The organism is Tyzzerella sp. An114 (assembly GCF_002161055.1).
GTDB classification, from domain to species: Bacteria; Bacillota; Clostridia; order Lachnospirales; family Anaerotignaceae; genus Fimicola; species Fimicola cottocaccae.
In genome coordinates, this window is record NZ_NFLT01000003.1 from 100,041 (window position 1) to 113,700 (window position 13,660).

Annotated in this window: 14 protein-coding genes; all 14 read left to right on the forward strand. The window is 32.6% G+C overall.

All coding sequences use genetic code 11. The features are described 5' to 3' along the window. Nucleotides 1–6: 6 nt before the first annotated feature. The 14 genes from spoVAE to pcrA all read left to right on the forward strand — a co-directional run bounded on the left by spoVAE (nucleotide 7) and on the right by pcrA (nucleotide 13,635). On the forward strand, nucleotides 7–360 hold the full coding sequence (spoVAE, locus tag B5E58_RS03740; RefSeq protein WP_088108352.1) for a stage V sporulation protein AE: 354 nt from the start codon (nucleotides 7–9) through the stop codon (nucleotides 358–360). Between the two features lie 90 nt (nucleotides 361–450). Continuing rightward, nucleotides 451–990: a rubrerythrin gene (rbr, locus tag B5E58_RS03745; RefSeq protein ID WP_088108353.1), complete on the forward strand. Its 540-nt coding sequence runs from the start codon at nucleotides 451–453 to the stop codon at nucleotides 988–990. A 122-nt stretch (nucleotides 991–1,112) separates the two neighbouring features. Beyond that, nucleotides 1,113–2,204 (forward strand): tRNA 2-thiouridine(34) synthase MnmA, encoded by a 1,092-nt coding sequence (gene mnmA, locus B5E58_RS03750; RefSeq protein WP_088108354.1) that lies wholly within the window; start codon nucleotides 1,113–1,115, stop codon nucleotides 2,202–2,204. Nucleotides 2,205–2,569: 365 nt separating this feature from the next. Next, nucleotides 2,570–3,595, forward strand: a complete 1,026-nt coding sequence (locus B5E58_RS03755) for a DctP family TRAP transporter solute-binding subunit (RefSeq protein ID WP_088108355.1) — start codon at nucleotides 2,570–2,572, stop codon at nucleotides 3,593–3,595. A 26-nt stretch (nucleotides 3,596–3,621) separates the two neighbouring features. Next, nucleotides 3,622–4,110, forward strand: coding sequence for a TRAP transporter small permease (locus B5E58_RS03760; RefSeq protein ID WP_242956588.1), 489 nt, complete (start codon nucleotides 3,622–3,624; stop codon nucleotides 4,108–4,110). 3 nt (nucleotides 4,111–4,113) lie between these two features. Further along, nucleotides 4,114–5,397: a TRAP transporter large permease gene (locus tag B5E58_RS03765; protein ID WP_088108356.1), complete on the forward strand. Its 1,284-nt coding sequence runs from the start codon at nucleotides 4,114–4,116 to the stop codon at nucleotides 5,395–5,397. A 40-nt stretch (nucleotides 5,398–5,437) separates the two neighbouring features. Continuing rightward, entirely contained in the window at nucleotides 5,438–6,271 is an 834-nt protein-coding gene (locus tag B5E58_RS03770) for a transketolase (protein ID WP_088108357.1), read from the forward strand. A 33-nt stretch (nucleotides 6,272–6,304) separates the two neighbouring features. Next, a complete protein-coding gene (locus B5E58_RS03775; RefSeq protein ID WP_206608547.1) occupies nucleotides 6,305–7,237 on the forward strand; it encodes a transketolase family protein in 933 nt (310 codons plus the stop codon). 92 nt (nucleotides 7,238–7,329) lie between these two features. Then, nucleotides 7,330–8,088 carry an SDR family NAD(P)-dependent oxidoreductase gene (locus B5E58_RS03780; RefSeq protein WP_088108359.1) on the forward strand — a complete coding sequence of 253 codons (759 nt, stop codon included), beginning with the start codon at nucleotides 7,330–7,332 and terminating at the stop codon, nucleotides 8,086–8,088. A gap of 153 nt (nucleotides 8,089–8,241) precedes the next feature. Next, the gene (gene pfkA / locus B5E58_RS03785) at nucleotides 8,242–9,207 is read left to right on the forward strand and encodes a 6-phosphofructokinase (protein ID WP_088108360.1); all 966 of its coding nucleotides are present in this window, start codon (nucleotides 8,242–8,244) and stop codon (nucleotides 9,205–9,207) included. Between the two features lie 126 nt (nucleotides 9,208–9,333). Next, complete coding sequence (locus B5E58_RS03790; protein ID WP_088108361.1) at nucleotides 9,334–10,053, forward strand: FadR/GntR family transcriptional regulator; 720 nt, start codon at nucleotides 9,334–9,336, stop codon at nucleotides 10,051–10,053. 130 nt (nucleotides 10,054–10,183) lie between these two features. Beyond that, a complete protein-coding gene (locus B5E58_RS03795; protein WP_088108500.1) occupies nucleotides 10,184–10,900 on the forward strand; it encodes a phosphatase in 717 nt (238 codons plus the stop codon). Nucleotides 10,901–10,977: 77 nt separating this feature from the next. Further along, nucleotides 10,978–11,292: a YerC/YecD family TrpR-related protein gene (locus B5E58_RS03800; protein WP_088108362.1), complete on the forward strand. Its 315-nt coding sequence runs from the start codon at nucleotides 10,978–10,980 to the stop codon at nucleotides 11,290–11,292. Between the two features lie 93 nt (nucleotides 11,293–11,385). Beyond that, entirely contained in the window at nucleotides 11,386–13,635 is a 2,250-nt protein-coding gene (pcrA, locus tag B5E58_RS03805) for a DNA helicase PcrA (RefSeq protein WP_088108363.1), read from the forward strand. The last annotated feature ends 25 nt before the right edge of the window (nucleotides 13,636–13,660 follow it).

A 13,660-nucleotide genomic window follows, 5' to 3' on the forward strand; every position in this document is an offset into this window, starting at 1 on the left:
TTATTTATGGAATATTTAAAAGCTTTTATTGTTGGAGGAATTATATGTGTTATAGGTCAAATTTTGATTGATAGAACAAAACTTATGTCAGGAAGAATACTTGTAATGTTTGTAATTTTAGGTTGTATATTGGGAGGACTTGGAATTTATGAATATATTGCAGATTTTGGAGGAGCAGGGGCAACTGTGCCTTTAACAGGTTTTGGATATAATCTTTCAAAAGGTGTTATTAAGGAAATTGACCAAAATGGTTTTCTTGGAATATTTACAGGAGGGCTTAAAGCCTCAGCGGGAGGAATAAGTGCGGCTTTACTTTTTGCATTCTTAGCATCTTTAGTTTTTGAGCCTAAAGAAAAATAATATTATTTAGTTGTTGACAATCATTCTTATTTATGATATAGTAATATCAACAAATAAATAAAAACTATATTATATAAAGGAGGATTTACAATGAAAGAATTAAAAGGCACAAAAACAGAGGCTAACCTTATGGCAGCATTTGCTGGGGAATCACAGGCAAGAAATAAATATACTTATTATGCTTCAAAAGCAAGAAAAGAAGGATATGTTCAGATTGCTCAGCTTTTTGAAGAAACTGCAAACAATGAAAAAGAACACGCTAAAATATGGTTTAAACTCCTTCATGATGGTATAGGAACTACTCTTGAAAATCTTGAAGATGCAGCAGCTGGCGAAAATTACGAGTGGACAGATATGTATGCTACTTTTGCAAAAGAAGCTAAAGAAGAAGGCTTTGACAAGATTGCTTATCTTTTTGAGGCAGTTGGAGAAATCGAGAAAGAGCATGAAGCAAGATATAGAAAATTAGCTGGAAATATTGAAGAAGGTATTGTATTCTCAAGAGAAGGAGATACAATTTGGCAGTGCTCAAACTGTGGACATATTCATATAGGTAAAAAAGCTCCTGAAGTTTGTCCTGTATGTGACCACCCACAGGCTTACTTCCTCATTAAATCAGAAAACTATTAATTATAAATATTTAAGGTGCGGTTAAATCCGCACCTTTTTGTTTTTAAAAATATGGTGAAAAATATTTAAAGAGATAGTATAATATATGATAATATTAAAATAAAAAGGTGGAAATATAATATATGGATAAAAAAACAGTAGTTGTAGGTATGTCTGGCGGTGTTGATAGTTCTGTTGCTGCATATTTACTTAAAGAACAAGGCTATAACGTTATTGGTGTAACAATGCAGATATGGCAGGATGAAAACAGATGTGACATAGAAGAAAACGGTGGATGTTGTGGACTTTCTGCTGTTGATGATGCAAGAAGAATTGCTTTTAAACTTGATATACCTTATTATGTAATGAATTTTAAGAGAGAGTTTAAAGAAAATGTTATAGATTATTTTGTTGACGAGTATAAAAGAGGTCACACTCCAAATCCTTGTATAGCTTGTAACAGATATGTTAAATGGGAGTCTCTTTTAAGACGTTCAAAGGAGATTGGAGCAGACTATATTGCAACAGGTCATTATGCAAGAATTGAAAAACACCCTGTTACTGGAAGATATGCATTAAAACTTTCTGCAACTTCACAAAAAGACCAAACATATGCCCTTTATAATCTCACTCAAGAACAGCTTAAATCAACTCTTATGCCTGTTGGGGAATACACAAAAGATGAAATAAGAGAGATTGCATCAAAAATAGATAATTTTGTGTCTAAGAAAAAAGATAGTCAGGAGATATGTTTCATACCTGATAATGATTACGGAAACTTTATTGAAAAAGAATATGGTTTCAAAGCTAAAAAAGGAAATTTTGTTGACACAGATGGAAATATACTTGGAAAACATAGAGGCATAATATATTATACAGTAGGTCAGAGAAAAGGACTTGGTGTATCTTTTGGAAAACCTATGTATGTATATGAAATAAGACCAGAGACAAACGAAGTTGTTCTCTGTGAAAATGACGCTCTTTTCCATAAAAGACTTTATGCTGATAATATAAATCTTATGGCAGTTCCTGAAATCAAAGGAGATATGCGTTTTATGGCAAAAATAAGATATAGCCATAAAAAAGCACCTTGTACAGTTAGAATGATAGATGAAAATGTTATGGAATGTGTATTTGATGAGCCACAAAGAGCCATAACTCCGGGACAGGCTGTTGTTTTATATGATGGTGATTATGTTGCTGGTGGTGGTACAATAATTTCTTCAAAAGAATAAATATTGTTGATAAAATTTATTATAGGTGATACAATATTATTGTATTTTTTATTAAACAATAATTTGATTGTTTTAACACTTGCATTTTTGCAAGTGTTTTTATTTGTCTTAAATATAATATATGTTATGGAATTTTATATATAAAATCAAATACTTAATTTTAAATATGATATATAATATTTTAAAAGTAAATATTATAATTGTATAAATTTTATATTTAATAATTGTATATTAATCCAAAAATATAATAAAGTTATAAAATCCATTGACATTTTAACGTAGCAGATATATATTATAGATACATCCTACGTTGAATGTTTAACGTAGACTGAAACGATTTATAAATTAATTTAGGAGGTATAGTGATGAAGAAAAAAATTATGTCAATATTGGTAATTGCAACATTGGCAATATCTGCATTTACAGGATGCGGAAGCAGTTCTTCAAATGAAACAAGTAGCAATTCAGAGTATCAAAAGATTGAGCTTATAATGGCTGTAAACGGAACAGATATTCAGATTGATACTCTTGTAGGAGAGAAATTTGCAGAGCTTGTTAGTGAAGCATCAGGAGGAAATGTTGAGATTGTAGTATTTCCAAATGACCAGCTTGCTGGAGGAAATGCGACAAAGGGTATAGAAATGATTTCGGATGGTTCTGTTGACCTTGCAGCTTATGCAAGTAGTGTTATGTCTGTACTTGATGAAAACCTTCTTATAGGTACTATACCTTGGTCTTATAACAATTATGAGGAAGCAAAATATGCCATAGATAATGGCGGTGGAGATTATTACGCAAAACTTCTTGAAAATCACAATATTACATATTTAGGTTCATTCCATAATGGATTTAGACAGCTTACAAACAGTAAACATGCTGTAAAAACTCCTGAAGATGTTAAGGGACTTAAAATAAGAGTTCCAGGAGGAGAAGTTTACAGAGGAGTATTTAATGCTTTTGGTGCTGACCCAGTAGCTATGAGCTGGAGTGAAGTTTTCACAGCTATACAGCAGGGAACACTTGACGGACAGGAAAATGGTGTAAGTATCACAAACACAGCTAAAATGTATGAAGTGCAAGATTATATGACAATGTGGAATTATACATACGAAAATGACCTTCTTGTAGCAAATACAACAGTTTGGAACGCTCTTGAACCAAAGACACAGGAACTTCTTCAAGAAAAAGCTCTTGAGGCTTGTGAATGGGGTAGAAATCACCTTGAGGAAGAAGAAGAAATGACTCTTGATAAATTTGAAGAACTTGGAATGCAGGTTACAAGACTTTCTGATGAAGAACTTGTTCCTTTCAAAGAAACAGTTGCAGATTTAAGAAAAGAGCTCATGGCTAAATATGGAGAGGAAGCTTGTGAGGCGTTCAAGATTAAATAAATAAAAAAGAAGGGGTGTGTAGTACATTGAAAAAGATTTTAGATAATATCGAAGAAGTTTTATGTGCTATTTGTTTGAGCATTATGACAATAATAACATTTATAAATGTTATTGCAAGATACGTTTTAAGTGCTTCTTTATCATTTACAGATGAGATTACAACATATTTATTTGTACTTTTAAGTCTTCTTGGTTCTGCAATCGCTGCAAAAAGAGGAGCTCACTTAGGACTTACAGTTATTCTTGACGTTGTAAATCCTTTTGTACAAAAAGTTTTAAAAATAATAGGATATGTATTTGCTGTTATATTCAGTGGTACAGTTTGTTATTACGGAATATTTATGGTACAGAGACAGTTTGCAAGAGGTCAGGTTACAGCCGGTATGCAGTGGCCTGAATGGATATTCGGAGCATTTGTACCTATTGGAGCATTTTTCCTTACAGTAAGATTTATTCAGGTTTTAATTAAAGAAATAAAGAGTAACGGGGAAGAAGATAAGAAGGAGGTATTATAATTTATGGTTTCTGCATTTTTGTTCATATCCTTTGCGGTACTGCTCTTAATAGGAACTCCTATTGCAATATGTCTTGGTATTTCCAGTATGGGTGCTATGATTATTCAGGGAACTGGTAGACCAATAAGTATTATACTTGGTGCTTTACCACAGCTTGTTTCAGCATCAACAAGTAAATTCGTTCTCTTGGCAATACCTTTCTTTATACTTGGCGGTAATATAATGGAAAAAGCCGGAATATCACAAAAACTTATAGACCTTGCTCAGGCTTGTGTTGGTCATCTTAAAGGTGGCGTTGCTATGGTTTGTGTTATCGTTGCTTGTTTCTTCGCTGCTATATCAGGTTCAGGTCCTGCAACAGTTGCAGCTTTAGGACTTATACTTATACCAGCTATGGTTAAGGTAGGATATTCTCCAGCATTCTCAGCAGCTCTTATGTCAGCAGCAGGAGCTATCGGAGTTATCATCCCTCCTTCAATAACATTCGTTGTTTATGGTTCAATATCAGATACATCAATCGGTACACTCTTTATTGCAGGTGTTCTTCCTGGTCTTTTAATGGGTCTTGCCCTTGTAATAACAGCTTTATATGTTGGAGGAAAGAGTGACCTTAAATTACTTCCTAAAGCATCAGGAAAACAGAGATGGAAAGCATTTAAAGATGCATTTTGGGGACTTTTAATGCCAGTAATAATACTTGGTGGTATATATGGTGGTATATTCACACCAACAGAAGCAGCTGCAGTTTCAGCAGTATATGGATTATTTGTAGGTGTATTTATATATAAAACAGTTAAAATAAAAGAATTTTATGATATCCTTGTTGATTCGGCATCAACAACTGCAACAGTTATGCTCATAACAGCTGCTGCCAGTGTTTTTGCATATATACTTACAAGAGCGAGAATTGACGTGGCGATAAATGAAGCGTTAATAAATGTAACCGGCGGAAGTACAATATTATTCTTCATAATAGTAAATGTAATACTTCTTATCGCAGGCTGTTTCCTTGATTCAACATCAGCGCTTTATATATTTGTTCCGCTCTTCGTTCCGGTTGCACAGAGTCTTGGAATAGACCTTGTTCACCTTGGAGTTGTAATGATAGTAAACCTTGCTATCGGCCTTGTAACTCCTCCTGTTGGAGTTAACCTTTATGTTGCCTGCGGTATAGCTAAGTGTAGCTTGAAGGAGATTTCTGTCGCTGTTGTTCCCCTTATTATAGCATCACTGATAGTGCTCCTTCTCGTTACATACATCCCAGCAATATCATTAATATTTGTGTAAAAATTTATTGTTAATTATATATTTAATGAGGTGAATTTATATGAAAAACATTAGTGTAAACGAATTGAAAAACATTGCAACAGATTTAAGAAAAAAAGCAGTAACAATGATTTATGAAGCTCAGTCAGGTCATCCGGGCGGTTCATTATCAGCAGCAGATTTCGTTACAGCTTGTTATTTTAGAGAAATGAACATTGACCCTAAAAATCCTAAATGGGAAGACAGAGACAGATTTGTTTTATCAAAAGGTCATGTTTGCCCAATACAGTATGCAGCTCTTGCAACATTAGGATATTTCCCACTTGATGTTCTTCATACTCTTAGACAGGAAGGCTCAATATTACAGGGACATCCTGATATGAAAAAATGCCCTGGTATTGATATTTCAACAGGTTCTTTAGGACAGGGACTTGCTTGTGCAGTAGGTATGGCAATATGTGCTAAAACTGATGAAAAAGATTACAGAACATTTGTAGTTGTTGGAGACGGTGAAGCTCAGGAAGGTGAAATTTGGGAAGCTGCTCAGACAGCAAACAAATATAAACTTGATAACCTTATAGTTTTTGTTGACAATAACAATCTTCAGATTGACGGAACTTGTGATGAAGTTATGCCAAATATCGACCTTGGAAAGAAATTTGAAGCTTTCGGCTTTGAAAATTATGAAATTGATGGAAATGATATGCAGCAGATAGTTGATACTCTTGACAAAATAAGAGAAGCTAAAAACGGAAAACCAAAATGTATATTTGCCCACACAATCAAAGGTAAAGGCGTTTCATACATGGAAAATGTTTGTTCATGGCATGGTGTTGCACCAAACAAAGATGAGTATGAACAGGCAATGAAAGAGCTTGACGCACAGATGATTTAATCATTTTTTGATATAGAATAGGAGGATATGAATATGAGCGAAATAAAAAAAGCTACTAGAGACGGTTTTGGCGAGGAAATAGTTACATTAGGAAAAAGAAATAAAGATATATTTGTAGTTGATATTGATATCGGAAAATCTTGTAAAACAACAAACTTTGCAAAAGAACTTCCAAAACAGCATATTAATGTAGGTATTGCAGAGCAAAATGGTGCAGGTGTTGCAGCTGGTATGGCAACTTGTGGAAAAATTCCTTTTGTAGTAACTTATGCAGTATTTGGTTCATTAAGAATGTGTGAAATGATAAGACAGGAAATTTGTTATCCTAATCTTAATGTAAAAATAGCTTGTTCTCATGGTGGTGTTACACCTGCAAATGACGGTGCAAGTCATCAGAGTATTGAGGACATGGGTGTTTTAAGAACAATCCCTAACATGACAGTTATTATGCCAGCTGACTATGTTGCAGCTAAAAAACTTACAGCAGCAGCTGCTGAAATGTATGGACCATGCTACCTCAGATTTACAAGAGATGCTATACCTGTAATTTATGATGAAGATGCTGAATTTATTATTGGAAAAGCAAACACATTAAAAGAAGGAAAAGACATTGCTATTATAGCAAATGGTGACACTGTTGTTATAGCTTTAAAAGCTGCTGAAGAACTTGCAAAAGAAGGTATTGCAGCAACAGTTATTGATATGCATACAATCAAACCTCTTGATACAGATATAGTAAATAAATGTATTGACGAAATTGGAAAGATTATAACAATTGAAGACCACAATATATTAAATGGTCTTGGAAGTGCAGTAAGTGAAGTTGTAGCAGAAAGAGGAAAAGGTATTGTAAGACGTATCGGTATCCAGGATCAGTTTGGACAGTCTGCACCATATGAAAGACTTCTTGCAATGAATGGTGTAACAGTTGAGGATGTTGTAAAAACAGCTAAAGAACTTATTTAATGACAAAATACATCCTATGTAATGCAGTTTATATAAAATATAATATGTAGAATGTATAATATAATATATATGTTTAAGGAGGAAATATAATTATGTTAGATTTTAATGGACAGGTAATCATTGTAACAGGTAGTGGCTCACCAAAAGGAATTGGTAAAACAATAGCAAAAACATTTGCAAAACAGGGTGGAACAGTTATTATCGCTGATATGAACACAGAAGGTGTAAAAAATACAGTTGCTGAAATCGAGAGTGAAGGCGGAAAAGCTTTTGGTATCGAACTTAATGTAACAGATAAAGAGTCTGTTGATAACATGGTTAAAACAGTTATGGACAAATATGGAAGAATTGACGTTCTTGTAAACAATGCAGGTATTTCACAGAAAGTAACTGTTGAAGACATGACACTTGATGATATGAAGAGAATATTCAATGTAAATATGTTTGGATTATTCCTTTGTACACAGGCTTGTATGAAACCTATGAGAGAAGCAAAATATGGTAGAATTGTAAACCTTTCATCTGTATCAGGTAAGAGAGGTGGCGGAGTATTTGGTGGAGCACATTACTCAGCATCAAAAGCTGCTGTACTTGCATTCTCAAAGAACCTTTCAAGAGAAATCTCAGCTGACGGTGTTACAATAAACAGCGTTTGTCCTGGATTAATTAACACAGAAATTTGGAAATCAATGGCAAAAGAGGATGCAGATAAAGTTATCGATGGTATCCCAATGGGACGTCCTGGAGAAACACAGGAAGTTGCAAACGCAATTGTATTCCTTGCATCAAAAGAAGCAAGCTATATAACAGGTGAAGAAATCGACATCAACGGTGGTTCACACATGGATTAATCCTTATAAACAAAAATTAAACCTTAATTTTATATAAACCTCAAAATCCTGCAAATATTTTAAATACCATTAAATAACCCTTTACCTATTCTGAGAAATTCATATAAAAAGCCTCAAATATTTGCAGGATATATTTTTTATGGAGGAAATGTAATGAAAACCATAGGAATATTGACAAGTGGCGGAGATGCACCAGGAATGAATTCCGCTATAAGGTCGGCGGCAAGGACAGCAATCAACAATGGTATGCGTGTTATAGGTATAAATAGAGGATACAATGGTTTGCTTAAGGGTGATGTTGTTGAAATAAATAGCAACTTTGTATCTGATATTATACAAAAAGGAGGAACAGTACTTTATACAGCTAGATGTAAAGAATTTTTTCAGCCGGAAGGTATAAAGAAAGCTGTTGAAAAAGCAAAAGAAATTGGAATTGAAGGACTTATTGTAATAGGAGGAGACGGTTCTTTTAATGGAGCTATAAAACTTTGTAATGAAGGTCTTCCAACAGTAGGTATACCGGGAACAATTGATAATGATATAAAATGTACTGATTATACAATTGGCTTTGACACAGCTTGTAATATTGCTGTTGAAGCCATAGATAGACTTAGGGACACTGCCAGAAGTCATGAAAAATGTAGTATAATAGAAGTAATGGGGAGAGAAGCAGGTTTTCTCGCTCTTGATGTAGGTCTTGCAGTTGGTGCGGCTGATGTTCTTGTTCCGGAGATGAAATTTGATGTGGAAAAGGATGTTTGTGAAAATATAATAGCAAGAAAAAAACAGGGAAAAACTCATCATATAATAGTTGTATCAGAAGGTTGTAACATTGATGTTAAAACTATTGCTGATATAATTGAGAAAAAAACAGGAATTGAGTCAAGAATAACTGTTTTAGGTCATATACAAAGGGGCGGTTCTCCAACAATGCTTGACAGAGTTTATGCAGCAAAAATGGGACATTATGCTGTTGAGCTTTTAATGAATGGTAAATGTAACAGAGTTGTAGCTATACAAAGAGATAAGGTAGTTGATTTTGATATAAAAGAAGCTCTTTCAATGAAAAAAACAATAGATTTTGACGCATTGAAGCTATGTAAATCAATATCAAAATAACCAATATTTATAAAGTTTGTTGTATGACTTATTTTTTGTATTGAGAACATGGTAAAATAATATTATAATATTATTATAATATTATTAAACAAAAACGTCATGTTAAAAAGGTAGGTTGGATTGTTTATGACAAGAAAAGAAAAAGATGTACTTTTAAAACCTATTAACAAAGAATCAGTTGTGCAGCAAGTTATAGACAGGTTAACAGAAGCTATGCTTTCAGGTGCTTTAAAACCAGGAGATAAAATACCAACTGAAGTTGAAATGTCAGAGACTTTTGGCGTTGGAAGAAATTCTATACGTGAAGCTATAAAAATTCTTGTTTATCTTGGAGTTTTGGAAATAAAACGAGCTGATGGTACATTTGTTAGAAGTGGTTTTACAGAGTCAATGATAGACCCTATGATATATGGCATAATATTAGGCGATGATGATTCTTATGTAGAGCTTAAAGAACTTAGAGAAGTTATGGAACAAGATATTATGCGGTCAGCCGTTGTAAAGAGTACTGAAAAAGATATTGAATTTTTAAAATCTAAATATAATGAGCTTGAAGAAGTTCTTATTACTGATGATGTTGACATAGACAAAGTTTTTAAATTAGATAACGAATTTCATGATGCCATATCAGATATGGTTCATAACTCTCTTATTAAAAAAATAAATTCTGTTGTAAGAACTCTCACTTACAGTTTAAGACTTCAGACGGTAACATCAATGATTAAAAACGGTCACAAAGAAGAACTTTTAAAAGCCCATAAAAATATTTATGAGATATTAGAAAATAAAGATTATGAAAAAATTGAAGAAATACTTCATAATAGTTATTTCTATGATAAGATATAATAAACTTCATGTTAATAATGTTAAAAAAGCAAATTCTTTTTTGAATTTGCTTTTTTGTGTTTGTACTTAAAATATATATTATGGTATAATTTTTATGCAAAAAATAATATTATAGAAGGAAATGATGATTTTGAAATATATTGTTGATATACACACCCATACTGTATCAAGTGGTCACGCTTACAGTACCCTTGATGAAAATGCCAGATATGCAAAATCAATAGGCATGGAACTTATAGCCATGACAGACCATGCACCAAGTATGCTTGGAGCTCCTCAAAAATTCCATTTTAATAATCTTAAAATTTTACCTAAAAAACTTCATGATGTTGAAATATTAAAAGGTGCAGAGCTTAATATTATTGACTATGATGGAAATATTGACCTTGAAGAATATTCACTTAAAAAACTTGATATTGCAATAGCAAGCCTTCATATACCTTGCATAAAACCGGGAAATATGGAGGAGAATACAAACGCATATATTAAAGCCTGTGAAAATAAATATATTGATATTTTAGGACATCCAGGAGACCCAAGATATCCTTTTTGTGTAAAAGATGTTGTTGATGCTTGTGAGAGAACAGGAACACTTATAGAGATAAATAACGCTTCTTTAAGACCTGACGGTTCAAGAAAGGGAAGTGATATTATTATGAAAGAAATAGCTCTTATGTGTAAGAAAAAATCTATGCCAATAGTTATGGGTACAGACTCACATTTTTATCTTGAAATAGGTGACTTTTCACTTTGTGAAAAATTCCTTAATGAAATAGATTTCCCAGAGGAACTTATACTTAATACTTCTGTTGAAAAATTCAAAAATTCATTCAGAAAATTAAAATAATTTTATTTCGATACTTCTTTACTTTAACACTTTATAATGTTAATATATAAATATCAATAGAGTGTAAGGTGGTAAATATGAATAGCAAAATAAAAAATGAACTTACAGATAAACTGTTTGAATGTATATTAAGTATGAATACATTGGATGAATGTTATCGTCTTTTTGAGGACCTCTGTACTGTCCATGAAATTCAGGCAATAGCCCAGAGAATGGAAGTTGCTCAAATGCTCGACGCAAAAAAAACATATATAGAGATTGCAGAGAAAACAGGTGCTTCAACTGCCACAATAAGTAGAGTAAACAGAGCATTAAATTATGGTACTGATGGCTATCGTCTTGCCATAGAGAGAGTTAAAAAACAGAAAGAAAATAACAACGAACAGTTATAATTTAAAAACGAAATAGAATAAGAATAATAAGGAAGTATTGATATGAATCAAACTTCCTATTTATTTGTAAAAAATTTTAATGGGAGATAAAATATGATAGGTTTTGATAGATTAAATCCAATGCAGCAGAAAGCTGTTTTAAAAACAGAAGGTCCTGTTCTTGTTCTTGCTGGTGCTGGTTCAGGTAAAACAGGTGCTTTGACTGTAAGAATTGCTCATCTTATAGAAAATGGTGTTAAACCTTGGAATATACTTGCTATAACATTTACAAATAAAGCGGCAAAAGAAATGCGTGAACGTGTAAATGGTCTTATAGGTGATAAGGATCAAGATATATGGGTTAGTACATTCCATTCAACTTGTGTAAGAATTTTGAGACGAGATATTGACAAAATAGATTACAGCAGAGATTTTTCAATATATGACACAGATGACCAAGAAAAAATGATGAAAGAAGTTTTTAAACGTCTTAACTTTAGCATTATGGATAAGACATTTAGCATAAAAATGGCTCTTGCTGAGATAAGCAAACAGAAAGAGGAGCTTGTTTCTTGGGAAGATTACGAGAAAAAAACTGATAAAGATATAAGAAAAGTTCGTTTTGCAAAGGCTTATAGAATATATCAGAAACTTTTAAAAGAGAATAACGCCCTTGACTTTGACGACCTTATATATAAAACTGTACAATTATTTAGAACAAATCCTGATGTTCTTGAATATTATCAGGATAAATTTAAGTATATAATGGTTGATGAGTATCAGGATACAAACACTTCACAGTATGAGCTTGTTAGAATGTTGTCTGAAAAATATAAAAATATATGTGTTGTAGGTGATGACGACCAGAGTATATATGGTTGGAGAGGTGCAAACATAAGAAATATACTTGAGTTTGAAAAAGATTTCCAAAATACAGAAGTTATAAAACTTGAACAGAATTATCGTTCAACAAAAACTATACTTGACGCTGCAAACTCTGTTATACACAACAACACAAAGAGAAAAGATAAAACTCTTTGGACTGAAAATGACAAGGGAAGTATAATTCATGTTAAAAAAGCTGACAATGAGTATGATGAAGCAAGATTTGTTGCTGATAAAATAAATGAGCTTGCTGTTAAAGGCGAGAGAAAATATAAAGATTTTGCAGTTTTATATCGTGCTAATGCCCAGTCAAGAGCTTTGGAAGATTGTTTTGTTAAAAAGAGTATACCATATAGACTTTTTGGCGGTGTACGTTTCTATGAGAGAAAAGAGATTAAAGATATACTCTCATATTTAAAAGTTATAGCAAATCCTGCTGACACAATAGCATTAAAGAGAATTATAAATGTACCTAAAAGAGGACTTGGAGAAGCTTCTATTGATAAAGTTGAAGTTTTTGCCTCTGAAAATAATATAAGTCTTTATGAAGCTATGTCTCATATTGATGAAATAACAGACCTTAAAACGAGAGCTAAGAAATTTAAAGAATTTTATGAAGTTATGAAATCAATTGAGGAGGACGCTGAAAACTTATCAGTTCCAGAGCTTATAGACTCTGTTATAACAAAAACAGGATACGTTCAAATTCTTGAAGATGAAGGAACAGATGAGGCTTTAGCTAGAATTGAAAATATAGATGAATTTGTCTCAAAGGCTTCAGAGTATGAAAAAAATGCTGATGAACCTTCTTTAAGAGGATTTTTGGAAGATATAGCCCTTGTTGCTGATATAGATAATTATAATGAAGATGACGATTGTGTTTCTTTAATGACAATGCATAGTGCAAAAGGTCTTGAATTTCCTTATGTGTTTATAGTAGGTATGGAAGAAGGAATGTTCCCTAGCTATCGTGTAATGATGTATGGAACAAATGACGATATGGAGGAGGAAAGACGTCTTTGTTATGTAGGTATAACAAGAGCTAAAGAAGAACTTTTCCTTGTTCATGCAAAAAGTAGAATGCAACATGGAATAACACAGTATAATGCTATTTCAAGATTTTTAAAAGAAATACCTATGGAACTTGTTGAAATGCCTATAAAAGCTCAGTCTTCAGAGGTTAGTGATTATATAAGAAAATCAGAAATGAAAATAAAACCTACATTTACAAGACCAACACCTTATGGAGGCTTATCTGGTATACAAAAGAAACCTGTTTCAAATTCTATGCCTTCACCTAAAAATGTTACTCTTGAATATGAAGTGGGAGATAAAGTAAGAGCTCCTAAATATGGCATAGGAACAGTTAAAAGTATAACTCCTGGTGGTGCTGATTTTGAAGTTGAAGTAAGTTTTGGAGATAAGGGAGTTAAAAAATTTATGGCTGGTCTTTCAAAACTTAAAAAAGTGTCTGAATAATGACAAATAAAAAAGGAGAGCTCTT

Excerpts from the sequence above, each read along its gene's own strand:
- spoVAE (WP_088108352.1), top strand. The coding sequence starts at position 7 with ATGGAATATTTAAAAGCTTTTATTGTTGGAGGAATTATATGTGTTATA.
- rbr (WP_088108353.1), top strand. The coding sequence starts at position 451 with ATGAAAGAATTAAAAGGCACAAAAACAGAGGCTAACCTTATGGCAGCA.
- mnmA (WP_088108354.1), top strand. The coding sequence starts at position 1,113 with ATGGATAAAAAAACAGTAGTTGTAGGTATGTCTGGCGGTGTTGATAGT.
- B5E58_RS03755 (WP_088108355.1), top strand. The coding sequence starts at position 2,570 with ATGAAGAAAAAAATTATGTCAATATTGGTAATTGCAACATTGGCAATA.
- B5E58_RS03765 (WP_088108356.1), top strand. The coding sequence starts at position 4,114 with ATGGTTTCTGCATTTTTGTTCATATCCTTTGCGGTACTGCTCTTAATA.
- B5E58_RS03770 (WP_088108357.1), top strand. The coding sequence starts at position 5,438 with ATGAAAAACATTAGTGTAAACGAATTGAAAAACATTGCAACAGATTTA.
- B5E58_RS03775 (WP_206608547.1), top strand. The coding sequence starts at position 6,305 with ATGAGCGAAATAAAAAAAGCTACTAGAGACGGTTTTGGCGAGGAAATA.
- B5E58_RS03780 (WP_088108359.1), top strand. The coding sequence starts at position 7,330 with ATGTTAGATTTTAATGGACAGGTAATCATTGTAACAGGTAGTGGCTCA.
- pfkA (WP_088108360.1), top strand. The coding sequence starts at position 8,242 with ATGAAAACCATAGGAATATTGACAAGTGGCGGAGATGCACCAGGAATG.
- B5E58_RS03790 (WP_088108361.1), top strand. The coding sequence starts at position 9,334 with ATGACAAGAAAAGAAAAAGATGTACTTTTAAAACCTATTAACAAAGAA.
- B5E58_RS03800 (WP_088108362.1), top strand. The coding sequence starts at position 10,978 with ATGAATAGCAAAATAAAAAATGAACTTACAGATAAACTGTTTGAATGT.
- pcrA (WP_088108363.1), top strand. The coding sequence starts at position 11,386 with ATGATAGGTTTTGATAGATTAAATCCAATGCAGCAGAAAGCTGTTTTA.